An 18,521-nucleotide genomic window follows, 5' to 3' on the forward strand; every position below is an offset into this window, starting at 1 on the left:
AACTATGCCCAATTCCGTGTCTCTCCCTGCACTGACACGCAGACGGTTCACTCAAATTTCTGGAATGGCGGTCGGCTCACTTGCATTGTCCGGCTCGGCCCGCGCCGCGGAGGCGCCGGACGTGACGCTTGAGATTGCGCCCTACACCCTGGAGGCTTCGCCGAAGCATCACATCCGGACCGTGGCTTACAACGGCCAGATTCCCGGGCCGTTGTTCCGGATGCGTGAGGGAGAACCGCAGTCTATCGAGATTCGGAACCTGACGAAAGATTCAGAGGTCGTTCACTGGCACGGCCTTTACTTGCCGCCGGATATTGACGGAGCAATGGAGGAAGGCACGCCAATGATTGCGCCTGGCGCTTCTACGCGCTATACGATGACGCCCAGGCCGGCAGGTTTCCGCTGGTATCACACGCACACGTTCGCGGGGAAGAACCTCACCAAGGCGCAATACGGTGGGCTGCACGGTTTCCTGCTGGTCGAACCGCGTGACAACCCTGCTGCCTACGATCGGGAGGTCTTCCTTGGACTCCATGACTGGAACGGGCAATTCCTGAGCAGTGACGATGGTTATATGAACCCGGTCTACGAGGTGGCAACGATCAACGGCAAGATGCTTGGCTCTGGAGATCCAGTAAAGGTCAAGCAAGGCGAACGCGTCATGATGCACATCCTCAACAGCAGCCCGACCGAGGTTCACTGGATTTCGTTCTCGGGGCACAGCTTCAAGGTAGTGGCGTTGGATGGAAATCCGGTAGCCGAGCCTCAGACAGTTTCCATGCTTCGGCTCGCACCCGCGGAGCGCGTCTCTGCCATCGTCGAGATGAACAATCCCGGCGTATGGGTCCTGGGTGAAGTCCGCAAGCATGTTCAGGCCAGCGGAATGGGCGTTGTTATCGAATACGCCAACTCTTCCGGCAAGCCGGTATGGACGCAACCGGAGGATCTTGTGTGGAACTATCGCCAGTTCGCAGAGGCAGGCGATACTGCACAACGTCAAGACGCAAAAACGATCGAGTTGGTTTTTGACTCCAGGTTCCAGGGGCACGGTAACGAAGAGCTATGGCTGATCAACGGTCGGGACTATCCTCAAAACTCGACACCACCCAACTCACCCATTCTGCGGACCGGACAGCGATACCGTTTGGTCATGAAGAACAAAAGCATGGATGACCATCCCATACATCTGCACCGGCACACGTTTGAGGTCCGCCGGATCGAGGACAGCCCTGAGATCGCCGGTGTGCGCAAGGATGTGGTGCTGGTGCATGCCGGTGGAACCGTCGAGGTAGAGTTTGTGGCTGACAATCCAGGCAAGACACTCTTTCACTGTCACCAGCAGGATCACATGGACCGGGGATTCATGATGGTGTTTGACTATGCGTAACTCAGCGATCAAGCTCGCTGCCTTTGCGGTTTTCGCGATCACGGCCATTTTGTGCGTGCGATCCGCTGCGGCACAAGGAAACTACGAAATCCAGGTTTACGGCGCAGACACCGTTGCGCCGAAGACATTGATGACGGAATTGCACTCCAACTTCACCCCAGAAGGTCAGAAGCATTACGTCGATGGCGTCATTCCGACCAATCATCAGGAGCATGAGACGCTTGAACTCACCGAGGGCATTACCAGTTGGTCGGAGATCGGCTTCTATGTCTTCACCAGCGAACAGGATGGTCACGGCGTGCAGTGGGTCGGCGATCATATACGCCCGCGCGTCCGCGCACCCGATAGCTGGCATCTTCCCGTGGGCCTCAGTCTATCTACCGAAATCGGCTACCAGCGCGCCGTCTACTCGCCGGACACATGGACATGGGAGATACGGCCCATCGTCGATAAGACCGCAGGCCGGTGGTATTTCGCAGTCAATCCGGCACTGGAGCGTACCTTGCACGGTCCCGATGTAAAGCAAGGGCTCGGCTTTTCTCCAGGTGTAAAGGTGAGCTATGACTTCACAAAGGTAGTGAGCGCCGGTATCGAATACTACGCCGACTACGGACGCCTCGGAGCCTTCGACTCATTGCATAACCAGCAGCAGCAAATCTTCGTTGTCACCGACCTGAATACTTCGCCCAAGTGGGAGATAAACATCGGAGTCGGCGTTGGACCCACCGCAAGTACCGACCATCTCATTGTGAAGGGCATCCTCGGCAGACGCTTCGATTGGGGGCGTCATTCTCCGGTTGAGTAGCCCGGCACCACGTCAAAGGAGAAGAGCATGACACCCCCTAAGATTTGTCATCGTATGCAACTTTTTGATTCTAAAGAAATAGTTGCGGCGCGTCATTTTGGCGCCTGACATCCAGTAAGAGGGAGGAATAGCAGAGAACTGGCCGTCCAGGCATCTGCGTCTCCTGCGTGTGATTGCATCCGGAAAAAGGCATCCGAAAAACTGGATGGGATCTGTGACTGTGTTGTACTTTTTGTTGCGGCAACAGAAAAATTACAGAAGCTTGTGGATTTGGCCTTAACTAAAGCTAAAATTAGGCGTCGATTTTGGACAGAAGCTCTTCTCCCACGGTTATCCTTAGTTCAATTCAGGAGGTTGCCATGCGTAGGTCTGGATTTGTACCTGGGTTTGTGTGCATGCTTGTGGGTTTAATGGCTATTGTGTCTGCTGGGTCGCAGGTTCTTGCTCAGGGATCTGCCGCATCGAGCTTAAGCGTGGGGGCGGGGAATGCAGGCGCACCCGCGCAGCCATACATGGCCACGTGGACTGAGAAGCGGGTTCAGACGCTGGCTAACGGCACCATCATTACGCATGAATCCACGACGAAGTTTGCGCGCGATTCCAGCGGACGGATCTATAGTGAAACGCATCAAACGCTTCCGGCGGGATCAAATCAGGAGGCGCGTGAGACAGTGATGTACCTCATTTCCGATCCCGTTGCGCGGACGACGACGATGTGGAACTCGAGCACGAAAGAAGCGACAGTGAACCACATGTCTGAGCGGCCAGCTACACAGATTCGGCCGACTACGACGACCAATGGTGCACAGGCGACTACTACGCTTCCGGTGATACAGACGGAGGCGGCTGGTTCCAGGCAGAATCCCGATGTGCAGCGTGAGGATCTAGGGGCGAAGAACATTGCCGGTGCGAACGCGAAGGGAATGCGCATTACGCGCGTGATTGCGGCGGGACGCGATGGTAATGACCAGCCAATCACGACTGTGTTTGAGACGTGGATGTCGACAGAGTATGCAGTTGTGCTGATAAGCGTGAGTGATGATCCGCGCTATGGCACGACGACGCACGAGGTGACGGAGTTTACGCCGGGTGAGCCGGATGCGGCTCTGTTCCGCGTGCCGGAGGGTTATACGGTGCGGGAGATTGCCGCTCGGACGGTGGCGAACCAGTCGATTATTTAAGGCTTCGATTCACAGGGGCGCGACGATTGTCGCGCCCCTGATTGTTTTTGGGGCTTAGGATTTGTGGCTAATGCTGCGGTTGCGGACCCATTTGGCTGCGCCTAGCAGGAGCAGGAGCATGCCGAAGGGAATGCACATAAGCGCTACGATGAGCGCGAGCCATCCGCTGTTGGTATGAGCGCCGGTGGGCGAGAAGCCCCCGAGGAGTGTTTCGAGCAGCAGGGCCGCGAGGATACCTGTGCCGAGCATGGTTCCGCCCGAGCGGAGAAGCTGGATGGTGCCGTCCTGGCGGTTAAGAGCTGCGTGGCATTCGCGTTCACCCATTTTGGTCTAGCTCATGGCCAGGCGGAGCATCACGTAGGTGATGACGCCGGTGACGGAGACGTAAAGCCAGATGGGAAATGTCCAACGGGCGATGGCGCGGTGCTGACGGATGCGGCCTGTGAGCGAGAAGAAGAACGTCACAAGTATCAGTGGCAGCGCGACGATGGCGAGGAGGATGTGGCTGCCTAACAGCCAGAGATAGGGTGTGCGGAAGGCCGCGTGGAGGGGATACTTTACGTCGCCGTGCAGCGCGTGGTGCAGGATGTAGCTGACGAGGAAGAGCGTGGAAAAGATGAAGGCCGTGATCATGGCTGCGCGGTGCCGGGCGATTTTGCGCGACTTGATGAAGGTGAATCCAATCAGCAGCGAGATGGCGCTGAGGCCGTTCAAGATGGCGTTGAGCGCGGGCAGGAAGGCGTATTGCGTGCCGGCTGTGTCTGCTGCCGGGTGCAGGTAAATGAGCCAGAAGAGAAAGAGCGTGGCTGCGGCGCTGATGACAAGAATGGCAGCGATAGCGGCGCGGGAGTTGTCTTTTGGTGCGGAAGTCAGAGTGGTCATAGTCCTTAGTGTTTGGCGATGGCGCAGAGCATGAGCGCGGTCATGAGTAGAGGTAGATAGATGACGCTGACCTTGAGCAGATCGCGGGCTAGCATGCGGCTGCGGGCTTCGTCGGTGGTGCGCAGGATTCCTGCAAAGCGGATGGTGTAGGCGAGGTAAAAGAGGCCGAGGATGGCAGCAATAACGGCATAGGTGACGCCGGTCATGCCGAGGTACCAGGGCGCGAGGCTGACGGGGATCATGACTACGGCGTAGACGAGCGCTTCGATGACAGTGGACCAGCCATCGGGCTGGACGACAGGAAGCATTTTGATGCCGGCTTTGCCGTATTCCGCGCGGTACATCCAGGAGATGGCCATGAAGTGCGGGAACTGCCAGACGAAAAGGATGGCGAAGAGCGCGACGGCGGGCCACTCGATGCGGTCGCGGGCGGCGGTCCAGCCGAGCAGGGGGCCCATGGCGCCAGGGAAGGCTCCGATAAAGGTGGCGAGCGTGGTGAGGCGCTTGAGCGGGGTATAGATGGCGACGTAGGTGAAGGCGGTGAGCAGTGCCAGCGCGACGGTGAGGAGGTTAGTGTGGAGCGCGAGCCAGCCAGCGCCGAGGGCAAGGGCTCCGAGACCAGCGAGCACGCCGACGGCGAGTGGGAAACGGCCAGCGGCAAGTGGGCGGTCAGCGGTGCGCTTCATGCGGGCGTCGGATTTGCGCTCAATGGATTGGTTGAGCGCGCTGGCGCCGGCGGAGACGAGTGCGATGCCAAAGAGCGTGTCGAGAAGGCCGCGCTGGAGGCTGGAGATTCCTGACTGCATGGAGCCGAGGTAGAAGCCGGCCCAGCCGGTGACGACGACCATGGTTGTGACGCGAGGCTTGAAAAGCTCCTGAATGTCGTGGATCAGCTGCGCGGTTGTTCCGGGCTTCGGCACGTCAAGTGCGCCCGAAACAGAATCCGGAACTGCGGCATGGGAAGCTGGAGCCATCGAGAGTGTAGAAAACCTCGGCAAGAAAAGTGGCCCGGATGGATTTCGTTGCGTACGGGCCTGTCTTTAGATGATACCAAGGGGTGATCGAGACTGTTCGGCAAGAGATTCCAGCGCCGTTATCGCGGTACGAGATCGAAATGGTCTATGGCAACCCGCGCTCCTGAGTGCATTCGGCTGGTGCTGGGCAGAATGGTCACCGTGATTCCGTCAAAGCGGCGCTGCCGGGATTGAGCGGGAATGGCGAAATCCAGTTTTTCGGAGACGGGCACTATTTTTACCGAAAAATGATCCGGCTGCGTTGAGGCGAGTGGCTGCAGGCCGAGGTCCAATCCAGCCTTGTAGTCGGATGCTGCTGAATCTGTCAGGGTCACGCCGATGGTAAGTATGCCGGGGTCGTTGTCGCGGTTGAGCATGGTTACGTCGATGGCGCGGACTGTGGAGAGGCGGATGGGTTTGGCGACCTTCTGGTGCGCCTGCATCATGAGAGGCCTGGTGTTCAGCGTGCGAATGCCGACGTCCATTGGGTTGCCATGGGCGGTGTGCGCGTTAGGGCCGGGCTCTTCCGCGGGAGCCTCAAAGTACCAGTACTCGCCGCTGAAGCGGATGGTCTGCGGTTGGATCAGAGGTGCGGCGTTCAGCAGGTCTGGAGGTACGATGAGTTGTTTTTCTGGCTTTTGCGGCCAGAGTATGACGCTGTGATAGCTGCCGAGGCCTCCGGGTTCGTTCACGTCGGGCTTCTTAGCGGCCTTTGCTGCTGCGGATAGGATGCCGAATCCGCCGCTGGATTGCTGACCGGGCATGAGCGCGAGTGCCGTGATCAGGACGGCGAGCAGTGCGGACCAGACGAGCCTCGTTCGTGCGCGGCGGGGAGAACTGAGGGCTTCTGCGCGGCCGTCCCAGGCGGCTGCGCGTTGCTGCGCAAAGAGAAATGCGCCGGCTGGCGCGAGGATGCAGGCGAGCGGGGTGTCTCCGTCCCAAAAAGATGCGCAGGCGGCGTAGACACAGATGGCGATGATGAGGCCGTGCCAGTCCCAGGGGATAGGTTGGAGAGTTGAGGCGAAGATGGGCTGCGGGGCTGGGTGTGTGGCGCTGGATTCAATTCCGGATGGGGAGGAACGCTCTGCTTTGGTTCGCAGCCATTGCGTTGAGCAGGCGGGTAGCGCGACGGCGACGGCTGCTAGCAGCGGCGCCCAGATGAAATCGCGGCGCAGGAAGAGAACGATTGCGGGCATCCAGACCCAGGCTGCGGCCCAGGTGAGCATGAGCTCCTGCTGCGTGAAGCTAGAGCGGAATTTTGCCTCGAACCAGTAAAGACGTGCTCCGGCAGCGGCAAGGAGCACGGAGCAGGTCACGTAAGCGAGTGCAATAAGAAGGAGTGCGGCAAACGGAAGTTGGAAACTGTTGTGCCACATCATGAGGAGCCATGCGGCCAACAGCGCGTTTACGACTCCGCTGACGATTGCGAGGCGGGGAAAGCGCGCGATGCCTTTGGCCTCGGTCGAAGCGGGATCGATGGATAGAGTCAGGCCGCCCGGTGTCACTCGCACTCCAGTGGTGATGATGGAGATTTCCGAAGAGAGATTGCCTGGAGACGCAGTTTGACTGCTTGCGTATTTAGACACCGCGGCAAGCGCTAATGTTTCCGGTTACTGGAGACGGGTGAGGATGGCCTGCACGACTTCTTCCGGTGTGAGCGCGTCGACGGGAATGGAATGATGCGCCATGCGATAGAGCGGGAGGCGTTTTTCGTAGCGGGTGCGGAGGTTGGCGGTGTCGGCGAGGACGGGGCGGATGGATTCTGTGCCGCTGCAGCGGGTGAGGGAGGTTTCGAGCGAGGCTTCGAGATGGATGAGAAGCGTGCCGGGGTTGGCGAGGAGCAGATTGCGTGTGGCAGCGGTCTCGATGGCTCCGCCGCCGAGGGCGAGAACGAGTGAGTCTGTGGCAAGGAGGCGGGCGATGGCTTCATGCTCGCACTGGCGGAAGGCAGCCTCGCCGTGATGCGCGAAGATTTCGGGGATGGACATACGAGCCTCGGCCACGATGGCGTCGTCGGCATCGACGAATTGCCAGCCGAGGCGCGCGGCGAGTAACGGGCCGACGGTGGATTTGCCGGAGCCCATGAAGCCGGTGAGGACGATTTGGCGAATACTGCGAGATGTTGTGCTCAGATCCGTCATTGCTTTCAGAATATCGGCTGCGTGCGGCTGGAGGTCAGGCAAGCACCATGACCACCGCTCCTGCGGTGATGAGCAGGCCTCCGAAGAGCGCGGGGGCGGTTAGTTTTTCGCCGAGTAGAAGCCACGCGAAGAGCATGACGAGAGGGACGCTGAGCTTGTCGAGTGGCGCGACGCGCGAGGCGGGACCAAGCTGCAGCGCGCGGAAGTAGCAGAGCCAGGATAGACCTGTGGCGAGGCCGGAAAGCGTGAGGAAGAGTAGGGTGCGGCCGTCAAGCTGGCGCAGGCCGGTGTGCTTGCCGGTGGCGATGGCGATGCCCCAGGCGAAGAGGACGACGACGCTGGTGCGGACGGCGGTGGCGAGGTTGGAATCGACATGCGCGACGCCGACTTTTGCCAGCAGGGCTGTGGCGGCGGCAAAGACTGCGGAGAGAAGCGCCCATGTGATCCAGTTCATGGAGTTCATGGTACGCCGCAGAGTTGGTTAGACTGCGAATAGGATGTTGATTGGAAAGCCAAGTACGACGGCGCTGCGCGTGGCCTTGCGCCGCGCTGCGCACCAGCTTGCGGATCATCCGCCGGTGCTGAACGATCCGATTACTGCGCGGCTGCTGACGCCGGAGACGGTGGGGCCATCGTTTGCCCGCGATCTGGAGCGGGCGATGCACCCGGTGGGGCAGGATTTCCGCTGCATGATGGCGGCGCGGAGCCGCTATGCGGAGGATCAGCTTGCCGCTTCCGTGGCGGCAGGAGTGGGGCAATACGTGGTACTGGGAGCGGGGCTGGATACCTTTGCTTACCGCAATCCGTTTGCGGAGTTGAGAGTTTTTGAGGTGGATTTTCCGGCGACACAGGAGTGGAAGCGGTGGGTGCTGGAGACGGCGGGCGTGGCGGTGCCTGGGAATCTGACCTTTGCGGCGGTGGATTTTGAGCACCAGACGCTGGCGGAGGGGTTGCGCAAGGCAAGAGTGGATGCCAGCCAGCCGGCGTTTTTCAGTTGGCTGGGTGTGGTGCCGTACCTGACGCTGCCGGCGTTTCGCGCGACCTTGGCGACTGTGGGAGGGTTTCCGGTTGGTTCGGCGGTGAGCTTCGATTATGCTTTTCCGCCGGAGACGCTAAACGCTGAGCGGCGGCTCATTTACGACCGGCTTGCGGCGCGTGTGGCTGCGGCGGGCGAGCCGTTCCAGCTTTTTTTCACGGCGGAGCAGATGGAAACGGAGTTTCGGGAGGCGGGGTTTCATCGTGTGGAGCAGGTGGGCACGGACGAGATGAACCGGCGATATTTTGCGGATCGTGCGGACGGGCTGAAGCTGAGCGATGCGCGCTTTGGAATATGGACGACGGCGTGGGTTTAAGAGGCTGCACCCTTTACCATGAAGCTATGCGTAAGTCTCTCATCGCATTGATGGCCGCTGTGGCGTTTTCGCTTGCGGGCTGTGGATACCACACGCTGGGATCGGCGACACATCTGCCGGCAGGAGCGCGGACGCTTGCTGTGCCGGTTTTTGCCACGCACACGGAGGCGTACCACACGGAGACGGCGCTGACGGAGGCGGTGATCCGCGAGTTTGCCACCCGGACGAAGCTGCGGGTGACGGCTACGAGCGACGGCGATTCGGACGTGACGCTGCATGGAACGATCCTGAAGCAGACTGTGACGCCGCTGACCTACAACACGGCGACGGAGCAATCCTCGAGCTTTCTGATCACGGTGGTGGTCTCCGTGACGCTTACCGGGCGCGACGGGCAGGTTCTGTACGAGAACAAGAACTACACCTATCGAGAGCAGTTTCAGTCCTCTAGCAATCTGCCTACGTACCTGGACGAGAGCCCGGCGGCGGAGCAGCGGCTGGCGCGGAGTTTTGCGCGGGCGTTGGTGGCGGATGTGCTGGAAGGGCTGTAAGGCAGAGAGAACAGGGAACAGGGAACGGGCATCCCATGCCGGATGCCCGTTTGGCTTTGGAGAGCACCTCAAAGCTGGCTGGACAGATAGCCTTCTACTTTTCCTTGTAGCCTGCGCGCTTTCTTAGATCGGCATCCATTCTGGGCGATGAAGGCATTCTTGCAGCTTTCAGCGGGATGCCGCCGCCAAAGGATCCAGTGCCTGAGCGCTTGATAACGAGTGCGGAAGTGTGCGGCAACCCGGCGCGCGTTATGGAGCGTCTGAGGCATAATCTTCCCCGGCGCCGTGCGGGCCTTGTTCGGCGATACGGGGCAGGCGATAACCATTACTCGACAGCGCTGGATATGAATGGTACATTTCCGGAGACTTTTTCCCCGGCTTTTTTCAAGGTCGCTATTTTTATCGGTTTGAACAATTCTTATCGGCTTCATGCACAAATCGGAATCGGGAGGACGAGTGATAGCACAGGGTTTGGTCTATTTTTTTCTTGGAGTTAGCATACTGCCGCTGATGGTTGCCGCATTTTTTGCGCGGCAGTGGACTGGGTATAACACCGGCGCGGACGCCATGCGGCGAACCGCCGGAGCAATCAAGAGCCGCGCCGGCACATTACTGACGCACCGGTACAGGATCGTTGCGGCCTGCCTGGGCCTGCTGGTTCCCTCACTCGCTTCAGCGCAGGGTGAACATGGAGGCGGAGGCGAGGCCAACCTGGTGCTGCCGGATTTGTCGAGCGTGAGTTTTTTCGGCATGAACGGCCATACCCTGCTGATGATTGGGCTGTTGTTCTGCGCGGGCGGCTTGCTGTTCGGCCTGGTGATCTATACGCAACTGAAAAACCTGCCGGTGCATCGCACGATGCGCGAAATTTCCGAGCTGATCTATGAGACCTGCAAGACTTATCTGGTAACGCAGGGCAAGTTTATTGTTCTGCTCTGGGTTTTCATCGCGGTCATTATTGCCCTGTACTTTGGCTGGCTGTCTCCGATTCCGGGGAAATCCATTGGGGTTACGCTGCCGATCATTCTGGGATTCAGCCTGGTGGGTATTGCGGGCAGCTACGGGGTGGCGTGGTTTGGGATTCGCGTGAACACGTTTGCGAATTCGCGGACGGCATTTGCGGCGCTGCGCGGCAAACCGTATCCGGCTTATGCGATTCCGCTGAAGGCCGGTATGAGCATTGGCATGGCGCTGATCTCGGTTGAGCTGCTGATCATGCTGTTTATCCTTTTGTTTATTCCGCGCGACTATGCGGGGGCGTGCTTTATTGGATTTGCGATTGGCGAGTCATTGGGCGCGGCAGCGCTGCGTATTGCCGGCGGCATCTTTACCAAGATTGCCGATATTGGCGCCGATCTGATGAAGATCGTCTTCAAGATCAAGGAAGACGATGCGCGCAACCCTGGTGTGATTGCGGACTGCACAGGCGACAATGCGGGTGATTCCGTGGGACCCAGCGCCGATGGCTTTGAAACCTACGGTGTGACGGGCGTGGCTTTGATTACGTTCATCCTGCTGGCGGTGCACGATCCGAAGGTGCAGGCACAACTGCTGGTGTGGATCTTTGTGATGCGCGTGGCCATGCTGCTTTCAAGCGCTATCGCGTACTTTCTCAATGCCGCAATTGCTCACGCAAGGTATGCGAACGCCGACGATATGGACTTTGAGGTGCCGTTGACCTCGCTGGTGTGGATTACATCCATCCTGTCCATCGCTCTCACCTACATCGTTTCGTACCTGATGATTCAGACGCTTGGGGATGGAACGCTGTGGTGGAAGCTGGCTTCGATCATCTCGTGCGGAACTCTGGCGGGCGCGATCATTCCTGAGCTGGTGAAGGTCTTTACTTCGACCAAATCGGCTCATGTGCAAGAGGTTGTCACGTCGGCGCAGGAGGGTGGAGCGTCGCTGGGGATTCTGTCGGGATTTGTGGCCGGCAATTTCTCGGCGTACTGGCTGGGGCTCAGCATGGTGGCTCTGATGGGAATGGGCTACTACTTCAGCACTGGCACTTCGATGATGACATTGATGCTGGCTCCTGCGGTCTTCGCATTTGGACTGGTGGCGTTCGGCTTCCTGGGCATGGGGCCGGTCACGATTGCTGTCGATTCCTACGGGCCTGTGACTGACAATGCGCAATCGGTGTATGAGCTGTCGCTGATTGAAAATGTGCCGAACATTGAGGCGGAGTTGAAGAAAGACTTCGGCTTCAAGGTGAACTTTGAAGCCGCAAAGCACTGGCTGGAAGCCAATGACGGCGCGGGCAATACATTCAAGGCTACGGCAAAGCCGGTGCTGATCGGTACGGCGGTGGTGGGTGCGACCACGATGACTTTTTCAATCATCATGGCCCTGACCGATGGACTGACTCACAGCGTCCAGAACCTCTCTCTGCTGCATGCGCCCTTTATGCTGGGGCTGATTTGCGGCGGAGCGATCATCTACTGGTTCACGGGCGCTTCCACGCAGGCGGTGACTACGGGTGCTTATCGTGCTGTCGAGTTCATCAAGGCGAATATCAAGCTGGAGGGCGTGGAGAAGGCGTCTGTGACCGACAGCAAGAAGGTGGTGGAGATCTGCACGAAGTACGCGCAGAAGGGGATGTTCAACATCTTTCTCGCCGTCTTCTTCGCTACGCTTTCGTTCGCGTTCATGGAGCCGTTCCTGTTTATCGGCTACCTGTTTTCGCTGGCGATCTTCGGCTTGTACCAGGCGATCTTTATGGCGAATGCCGGCGGCGCATGGGATAACGCCAAGAAGGTGGTGGAGGTTGACCTGAAACAGAAAGGGACGCCTCTGCATGATGCGACCGTCATCGGGGATACCGTCGGTGATCCGTTCAAAGATACGTCTTCCGTGGCGATGAATCCGGTGATCAAATTTACGACGCTCTTCGGATTACTTGCAGTGGAGCTTGCGGTGACGCTCAGTAAGGACAATCCGCTGCTCACACACGTACTGGCGGTCGCATTCTTCCTGGTATCGGTCTTCTTTGTCCACAGATCGTTCTATGGGATGAGGATTGATAAGGGGAAGTAGAGAGTGGTCAGTAGAAAACGCCTCCGCTTTGGCGGGGGCGTTTCTTCATTGGAAGGATTCGAGGCTGCGGAGTTGGCGGCCTGCGGAATCGAAGTTGGCGGGATTGAGCCATGCTTCAAAGGCTTGCTTTCGAGCGGGCCATTCGTTGTCGAGCATGGAGAACCAGGCGGTGTCGCGGTTCTTACCCTTGATGACCATGTGCTGGCGGAAGATGCCTTCAAAGGTGAAGCCCAGGCGTAGGGCGGCGCGGCGGCTGGGTGCGTTCAGCGCGTTGCATTTCCACTCATAGCGGCGGTAGCCAAGGTCTTCAAAGACGTGGCGGGCCATGAGGTACATGGCTTCGGTAGCGGCGGTGGTGCGCTGGAGTGATGGTGAGAGCAGGATGTTGCCCACCTCGATGACGCCGTGGGTGGGCTCAATGCGCATGTAGCTGGCGTAGCCCTTTGCACGGCCATCTGCTTCGGTTATGAGAGCGAAGAACCGGGCGCTCGTGCTCGACTGTTTTTCTGCCAGTGCGCGCTGCAATTCTGCCTCATTGGCATAGGGACCGTCTGCGAGGTAAGCCCAGACCTCGTCGTGGCCGTGGTCGGCTTTCCAGAGGGCTGAGGTGTGCTTTTCGGCGTCGAGCGGCTCCAGCGTGACGGTGCGGCCGCTGAGAGTAACGGGCTGGGGATAGAGGACGGGTTTCCAGTGGAGTAGGTCTGGATCGTGCATTTTTCAAGCCTAGAGCATTTCTCCTCTTGCTGTAGAGCGCCCGAACTTTATGCCTTCGGGAGAGATGCTCGAATGTTGCGGCCTGGGACGGCAGCGTCTGAGGATTTGCTGGAACAACTTTCGCTTTTTGTTTCCCCGGCCAGGCTGTTTTTTGAAGAGTGGGAAATTATGCCGCTATGTGATTATTTTTGTGTAATTTACCGATGATTTATGGTGTTTACTAATTGATTATCATGAGTGGTTACTTTTGCGGGGACACCCCCGAAAAAAAAATTTCTGGGCTGCCTTGAAAGAGCCACGGCCCGAATCCTTTTTGGGATTCGGGCCGTGGCTCTTTCTTATGCTGATTCTTAGTAAAGCATAAATGGGGTTAATTGCATGCAAAGTTTCTGAAGGAGGTGGGGTTACGAAAGGGTGGTGGACTTTGGTAATGGGGAAAGAAAGGGAAAAGGGGCAAGGGAAAAGGGACAAGAGCAGTTCTCCTCTTGCTGTGGAGCGATCCCAGCCTGGCCGCAAAAACAAGTACGCGGCGAGGGTGGGGCGTCCGAACTTTATATCTTCGGGAGAGATGCTTTAACAGTGGGATGTGTGGGCGGCTCGTTCCCGGATTGGGTCAGAGCCAGAAGGGAATTGGGGTACGGGATGTCCACAGGATGCACAGGGGCACGGAGAAAATGTACCGGTTTTCCGCCTTGTTTCCCACATGGCAATGGGCTTAGGCTTTGATTCATCGCGCGTTCACACATGGCGCGCCGGAGTGACGCTGGGACCAGTTTTCCACGCTAGCCAGAACTGAGAAGAGCACTTTGGATGCCGAAACCTGCTCCAAAACCGCTTCCTGTAAATAGGCCCTCGTTTTCCACAGGCTAAAGCCCAATGTTTGAGGTTTTGGTTCCTTAAAACACTAAGTTTACGCAAGATATTGTGGCATGGGCTTGACTTGGCCTATGGAGAGGGGTACTTTTTCATCTGCGGCTGTAAAACTGCTTTAACGAAAGACCGGCTGAAAAGACTGCCGGCAGACCGCAAAAAGAGTTTTATTCTGTGCTGCGATTGCACGCCCGTTTCCGTCCGTTTGTGAGAGCTGAAACATCTAATAATCCGGGGGTAAAGCCGCCGGAGACAGGCCGTTTTTTCTTTCTTTTACCCAGGTTTGACAAATCCCCCAAGGAGAGTTCCACCATGCATGAGGCCCACGTTCACGCTCCAGCAACGACGCTAGGAGCTGCCTCCGGTTCAGCCCGGCTGACCTTTTCCCGCCGTTTCTCCACGGCAGGTGTTTCCCCGTATGACGAGGTGCAGTGGGAGAAGCGCACCGCGTCGATTACCGACAGCAAGGGCAACTCGATCTTTGAGCAAAAAGACGTGGAAGTGCCGATTGACTGGTCGATGACGGCAACCAACATTGTGGCTTCAAAGTATCTTCACGGCCAGATGGACACGCCGGAACGCGAGAGCGGCGTGCGCGTGCTGGTGCAGCGCGTTGCGGAGACGATTCGTGACTGGGGCGTGAAGGGCGGCTACTTTGCTACGGCAGAGGACGCCGGGGTGTTTCATGACGAACTGGCGCAGATGCTGGTGACGCAGAAGGTGGCGTTCAACTCGCCGGTGTGGTTTAACGTGGGCTGCGACCGGCTGGAGCCGGAGGCGAACGGCGCAAGCTGGCACTGGGATGCGGCGACTGGCTGCGTAAAGTTTGAGCCGACTGGGTATAAGAATCCGCAGTGCTCGGCGTGCTTTATCAATGCGGTAGAGGACTCGCTGGATGCGATTCTGACGCTGGCGAAGACTGAGGGCATGCTGTTCAAGTGGGGATCGGGCACGGGGACGAACCTTTCGCCGCTGCGTGGTTCGAATGAGATGCTTTCAGGTGGTGGGCAGGCCTCGGGGCCGCTGAGCTTTATGCGCGGCTTTGATGCCTTTGCGGGCGTGATCAAGAGCGGCGGCAAGACGCGGCGCGCGGCCAAGATGGTGATCCTGAATGTGGACCATCCGGACATTGTGGACTTTATCGACTGCAAGGTGAAGGAAGAGGCGAAGGCGTTTGCGCTGATTCGCGCGGGCTATGACGGATCGGGGCCGGATTCCGAGGCGTATTCTTCGATTTTCTTTCAGAATGCGAACAACTCGGTGCGCGTGAATGACGAGTTTATGCGCGCTTATGAGAATGACGGTGAGTTTTCAACAAAGACCGTGAAGGAGCGCACGCCGCTCAAGAACTACAAGGCGCGCGAGATCATGCACAAGATTGCCGAGGCCACGTGGCTGTGCGGCGATCCGGGCATGCAATTTGATACGACTATCAACAAGTGGCACACGAGCAAGAATACGGCGCGGATCAATGCGTCGAATCCCTGCTCGGAGTACATGTTTCTGGATAACTCGGCCTGCAATTTGGCGAGCTTTAACCTGATGAAGTTTATGAATGCGGGCGGCCAATTTGACATTGCCGCGTATCGTCATGCGATTGCGGTGGTGATCACGGCGATGGAGATTCTGGTGGATAACTCCGGTTATCCGACGGAATCGATCTCCAAGAACTCGCATGATTACCGGCCGCTGGGCCTGGGCTATGCGAACCTGGGCGCGCTGCTGATGGCTCTTGGTCTGCCATATGACTCCGATGCGGGCCGCGACCTGGCCGGGGCATTGACAGCAATCATGTGCGGACAGGCGTATCTGCAGTCGGCGGTAATTGCGGGAGCTTGCCCAGAGCTAGGTTCGGCGACGCCGCTGACGGCGAGCATTGAGCGGCAGGGCGGCGCATGCCCCGGCTTTTATGCAAACCGCGAGCCGTTTCTGGATGTGATCCGGATGCATCGCGCTGAGGTGAACAAGATTGGTAAGAGCAAGACGAGCGCGGAGCCGTTTGCAGTGCCGCAACTCGATGCGCTGATTGAGGCGAGCCGCGAGAGCTGGGATACGGCTCTGGCGCTGGGCGAGAAGTATGGCTATCGCAACTCGCAGGTGACGGTGCTGGCTCCCACGGGAACTATCGGCTTCATGATGGACTGCGACACGACGGGTGTTGAGCCGGACCTGGCGCTGGTGAAGTACAAGAAGCTGGTGGGCGGCGGCATGATCAAGATCGTGAATAACACGGTACCATCCGCGCTCTTTAAGCTGGGCTACAACAACGATCAAGTGAACGCGATTGTCAGCTACATTGATGCGACGGGCACGATTGAAGGCGCTCCGGGAATCAAGCCAGAGCATCTGGCGGTGTTTGATTGCAGCTTTAAGCCGGCGAAGGGCACGCGCTCGATTCACTACATGGGCCACATCAAGATGATGGCGGCGACTCAGCCGTTTCTTTCCGGCGCGATCTCGAAGACAGTGAATCTGCCTACGGAGGCCACGATTGACGATGTGGCCGAGGCGTATGCGGAGAGCTGGCGGCAGGGCATCAAGGCTGTGGCAATTTATCGCGATGGCTCGAAGGGCACGCAGCCGCTGAACACAAGCATGGATGCGAAGACGGAGCCTTCGGCTCTGGATGTGGTTGGAGCGCGGGTGCTGTCGAATATCGCTGCCGGTCAGGCTCCGGCGGAGGCTGACCTGAAGGCGCTGGACGGCAAAGCTAGCGAGAAGGTTGAGGTTTCGGCTAAGCATATTACGGCCGCGGCGTCTTCATTCGAGATGTTGCTGGAGGAGATTGCCAAGGCGGCGGTTCCGCAGGTTGCAGCAGTGCCGGTGGCTGCTACCGTGCCTGCACAGGACTTGAATGCGCCGCCGAGGGCTGTGCGGCATCGGCTGCCGGAAGAGCGTGCCTCGGTGACGCACAAGTTCTCCATTGCCGGGCATGAAGGCTACATCACGGTGGGCCTTTATCCAACGGGAGAGCCGGGCGAGATCTTCATTCGCATGGCGAAGGAAGGATCGACGGTTTCGGGGCTGATGGATTCATTTGCTACGGCTGTATCGCTTGCGCTGCAGCATGGGGTGCCTCTGCGCGTGCTGTGCGAGAAGTTTGCGCACACGCGCTTTGAGCCTTCTGGCTGGACGGGCAATGAGCAGATTGGCTACGCGAAAAGCCTGATGGATTATATCTTCCGCTGGCTGAGCTTGCGGTTTCTGTCAGGCACGCAGCTCACGCTGTTTGCGGGCCTTGCTCCGCGGCCGGCGCAGTTGCCTGCAGCGCCGCCCACGATTCTGGCCGATCGTGAACCGGAACAGGAGGCGGCGATACCTTCCACATTGCAGCAAGATCAGCTTTCGCGGTTGGTTGAAGAGGTGGCTCGCAAGCTGCAACAGGTGGGCACAAGAGGCATGGGCTCCACGTCAGCGCCTGCGGGCGGGATTGTGCCGGAAGTTCAGGCTGTTCCCGCGGCAAAATCAGAGCTACCGCCGTTGACCGACCGGGGACTCTACCAGGCAACGCAAGGCATGAAGGACATGTACCAGATGGGCGATGCGCCGAGCTGCGGAACATGCGGAGCGATTATGGTTCGCAACGGAAGCTGCTACCGGTGCATGGAGTGCGGGTCTACAAGTGGATGCAGCTAAAGCCGGATAGTTGTTGTTGAGCATAGCTGTGCGTTTCCGACCAAGATAGAACACTTAGAGGCGGTAGCAAAAATGCTACCGCCTCTACTCTTTGCTAAGGGGCTTTGGCCATCGTGGATCGAAGCTCAGACTTTCGGCTGATCAGTACAAAGTCCAGCGGAGAGGCTTGTCTTGCGCGCTTGAACCGCTCAGGAGAATCGAATTATTTGCCTGCTTTTGGATGGACAATCGCTTTCCATTCACCTCTGCCGAAGTCACCGCTTTAGCTGCTTCCTCAGGTAAGACAATCTCCAGCTTCCATGTGCCGGAGCGTGAAGGCATGTACCAGCCCTCATACCGTCCATTTGTCTTGATGACGCCCACCAGCGGCGAATCAAAGCGATAGGACTCTACTGGCAGTCTCAAATTCAGCTTCATTCCTGCTGCCGTGAATTCCATGCCGAGGAGCTTGCTTGCCGAATACAACGAACAGGCATGAGCATGCACATTCAGAACGGGAAAATCCGTGCCGCGGAAATACTGTTCATCTGCGGCACCGCCTGGATGCTTGTTCAGCGGAGAATTCCAGGAGTCATTTCCGCTCCACACCCCATACCAGAGATCCGGATAAGCCTCCGCATGACATGCGAGCGTATTTCTCTTCCATTCCTCCCACGCCATTGCCGGATCGATGCCTGCCAGCGCCCACACAAGTGTCTGATTCAGTGACGGCCAGATCGCTCCCAACTCCAGCGTGCCGACGTTGTCGCTGCCCTTGGATCGCATATCAGGTCCATCACTCATCTGCGCGGCTCCTAGATCATTTTCAAGGATAGTGTAGACTGATGGTCTGCGAATCTCCGGCGACGCAAAAGCTATGGCGCGAGCCTTCGATGATGATTTGCGGCGAAAGTTTTTGGCCGCGTATGACCGTGGCACAGACGGTCTGAAGACGGTTGCGCTCTATTTTGGAG

15 protein-coding genes are annotated in these 18,521 nt (G+C 58.2%); 7 read left to right on the forward strand and 8 right to left on the reverse strand.

Translation table 11 applies throughout. From position 1 onward, the window contains the following. Positions 1–4: 4 nt before the first annotated feature. The 3 genes from ABSG47_RS15325 to ABSG47_RS15335 all read left to right on the forward strand — a co-directional run bounded on the left by ABSG47_RS15325 (position 5) and on the right by ABSG47_RS15335 (position 3,373). Positions 5–1,387 (forward strand): multicopper oxidase family protein, encoded by a 1,383-nt coding sequence (locus ABSG47_RS15325; protein ID WP_424170566.1) that lies wholly within the window; start codon positions 5–7, stop codon positions 1,385–1,387. Next, a complete protein-coding gene (locus tag ABSG47_RS15330; protein WP_424170567.1) occupies positions 1,380–2,192 on the forward strand; it encodes a hypothetical protein in 813 nt (270 codons plus the stop codon). The genes ABSG47_RS15325 and ABSG47_RS15330 overlap by 8 nt, the downstream gene beginning before the upstream one ends. 359 nt (positions 2,193–2,551) lie before the next feature. Beyond that, positions 2,552–3,373, forward strand: coding sequence for a hypothetical protein (locus tag ABSG47_RS15335; protein WP_424170568.1), 822 nt, complete (start codon positions 2,552–2,554; stop codon positions 3,371–3,373). Between the two features lie 54 nt (positions 3,374–3,427). On the opposite strand, the gene ABSG47_RS15340 is transcribed toward ABSG47_RS15335, so the two are convergent. The 6 genes from ABSG47_RS15340 to ABSG47_RS15365 form a co-directional block, all read right to left on the reverse strand. Further along, positions 3,428–3,697, reverse strand: a complete 270-nt coding sequence (locus ABSG47_RS15340) for a hypothetical protein (RefSeq protein ID WP_424170569.1) — start codon at positions 3,695–3,697, stop codon at positions 3,428–3,430. Between the two features lie 6 nt (positions 3,698–3,703). Beyond that, positions 3,704–4,255 carry a DUF420 domain-containing protein gene (locus tag ABSG47_RS15345; protein ID WP_424170570.1) on the reverse strand — a complete coding sequence of 184 codons (552 nt, stop codon included), beginning with the start codon at positions 4,253–4,255 and terminating at the stop codon, positions 3,704–3,706. Between the two features lie 5 nt (positions 4,256–4,260). Then, the gene (cyoE, locus tag ABSG47_RS15350; RefSeq protein WP_424170571.1) at positions 4,261–5,229 is read right to left on the reverse strand and encodes a heme o synthase; all 969 of its coding nucleotides are present in this window, start codon (positions 5,227–5,229) and stop codon (positions 4,261–4,263) included. Positions 5,230–5,348: 119 nt separating this feature from the next. Further along, positions 5,349–6,854: a hypothetical protein gene (locus ABSG47_RS15355; protein WP_424170572.1), complete on the reverse strand. Its 1,506-nt coding sequence runs from the start codon at positions 6,852–6,854 to the stop codon at positions 5,349–5,351. A 24-nt stretch (positions 6,855–6,878) separates the two neighbouring features. Then, positions 6,879–7,451, reverse strand: coding sequence for a shikimate kinase (locus ABSG47_RS15360; protein WP_424170573.1), 573 nt, complete (start codon positions 7,449–7,451; stop codon positions 6,879–6,881). Next, entirely contained in the window at positions 7,444–7,863 is a 420-nt protein-coding gene (locus ABSG47_RS15365) for an EamA family transporter (RefSeq protein ID WP_424170574.1), read from the reverse strand. Before ABSG47_RS15365 ends, ABSG47_RS15360 begins: the two co-directional genes overlap by 8 nt. A gap of 43 nt (positions 7,864–7,906) precedes the next feature. Here ABSG47_RS15365 and ABSG47_RS15370 point away from each other — a divergent pair, with 43 nt between their 5' ends. From ABSG47_RS15370 to ABSG47_RS15380, 3 genes are all read left to right on the forward strand, one after another. After that, positions 7,907–8,761: a class I SAM-dependent methyltransferase gene (locus tag ABSG47_RS15370; RefSeq protein WP_424170575.1), complete on the forward strand. Its 855-nt coding sequence runs from the start codon at positions 7,907–7,909 to the stop codon at positions 8,759–8,761. 26 nt (positions 8,762–8,787) lie between these two features. Beyond that, on the forward strand, positions 8,788–9,309 hold the full coding sequence (lptE, locus tag ABSG47_RS15375; protein ID WP_424170576.1) for an LPS assembly lipoprotein LptE: 522 nt from the start codon (positions 8,788–8,790) through the stop codon (positions 9,307–9,309). Positions 9,310–9,819: 510 nt separating this feature from the next. Further along, positions 9,820–12,348, forward strand: a complete 2,529-nt coding sequence (locus tag ABSG47_RS15380; RefSeq protein WP_424170577.1) for a sodium-translocating pyrophosphatase — start codon at positions 9,820–9,822, stop codon at positions 12,346–12,348. Between the two features lie 45 nt (positions 12,349–12,393). On the opposite strand, the gene ABSG47_RS15385 is transcribed toward ABSG47_RS15380, so the two are convergent. Continuing rightward, positions 12,394–13,062, reverse strand: coding sequence for a GNAT family N-acetyltransferase (locus tag ABSG47_RS15385; protein WP_424170578.1), 669 nt, complete (start codon positions 13,060–13,062; stop codon positions 12,394–12,396). A 1,182-nt stretch (positions 13,063–14,244) separates the two neighbouring features. On the opposite strand from ABSG47_RS15385, the gene ABSG47_RS15390 reads away from it, so the two are divergent. Further along, a complete protein-coding gene (locus tag ABSG47_RS15390) occupies positions 14,245–17,568 on the forward strand; it encodes a vitamin B12-dependent ribonucleotide reductase (protein ID WP_424170579.1) in 3,324 nt (1,107 codons plus the stop codon). Positions 17,569–17,709: 141 nt separating this feature from the next. Here the strand turns inward: ABSG47_RS15390 and ABSG47_RS15395 are convergent, their stop codons facing one another. Continuing rightward, positions 17,710–18,351 (reverse strand): hypothetical protein, encoded by a 642-nt coding sequence (locus ABSG47_RS15395; RefSeq protein WP_424170580.1) that lies wholly within the window; start codon positions 18,349–18,351, stop codon positions 17,710–17,712. Positions 18,352–18,521 lie beyond the last annotated feature (170 nt).

This window comes from Occallatibacter sp., assembly GCF_049510455.1.
Taxonomy (GTDB): Bacteria; Acidobacteriota; Terriglobia; order Terriglobales; family Acidobacteriaceae; genus Telmatobacter.

What these genes read in the sequence shown, in the direction of transcription:
- ABSG47_RS15325 (WP_424170566.1), top strand. Translation starts at nt 5, where the DNA reads ATGCCCAATTCCGTGTCTCTCCCTGCACTGACACGCAGACGGTTCACT.
- ABSG47_RS15330 (WP_424170567.1), top strand. Translation starts at nt 1,380, where the DNA reads ATGCGTAACTCAGCGATCAAGCTCGCTGCCTTTGCGGTTTTCGCGATC.
- ABSG47_RS15335 (WP_424170568.1), top strand. Translation starts at nt 2,552, where the DNA reads ATGCGTAGGTCTGGATTTGTACCTGGGTTTGTGTGCATGCTTGTGGGT.
- ABSG47_RS15340 (WP_424170569.1), bottom strand. Translation starts at nt 3,697, where the DNA reads ATGGGTGAACGCGAATGCCACGCAGCTCTTAACCGCCAGGACGGCACC.
- ABSG47_RS15345 (WP_424170570.1), bottom strand. Translation starts at nt 4,255, where the DNA reads ATGACCACTCTGACTTCCGCACCAAAAGACAACTCCCGCGCCGCTATC.
- cyoE (WP_424170571.1), bottom strand. Translation starts at nt 5,229, where the DNA reads ATGGCTCCAGCTTCCCATGCCGCAGTTCCGGATTCTGTTTCGGGCGCA.
- ABSG47_RS15365 (WP_424170574.1), bottom strand. Translation starts at nt 7,863, where the DNA reads ATGAACTGGATCACATGGGCGCTTCTCTCCGCAGTCTTTGCCGCCGCC.
- ABSG47_RS15370 (WP_424170575.1), top strand. Translation starts at nt 7,907, where the DNA reads ATGTTGATTGGAAAGCCAAGTACGACGGCGCTGCGCGTGGCCTTGCGC.
- lptE (WP_424170576.1), top strand. Translation starts at nt 8,788, where the DNA reads ATGCGTAAGTCTCTCATCGCATTGATGGCCGCTGTGGCGTTTTCGCTT.
- ABSG47_RS15380 (WP_424170577.1), top strand. Translation starts at nt 9,820, where the DNA reads ATGGTTGCCGCATTTTTTGCGCGGCAGTGGACTGGGTATAACACCGGC.
- ABSG47_RS15385 (WP_424170578.1), bottom strand. Translation starts at nt 13,062, where the DNA reads ATGCACGATCCAGACCTACTCCACTGGAAACCCGTCCTCTATCCCCAG.
- ABSG47_RS15390 (WP_424170579.1), top strand. Translation starts at nt 14,245, where the DNA reads ATGCATGAGGCCCACGTTCACGCTCCAGCAACGACGCTAGGAGCTGCC.
- ABSG47_RS15395 (WP_424170580.1), bottom strand. Translation starts at nt 18,351, where the DNA reads ATGAGTGATGGACCTGATATGCGATCCAAGGGCAGCGACAACGTCGGC.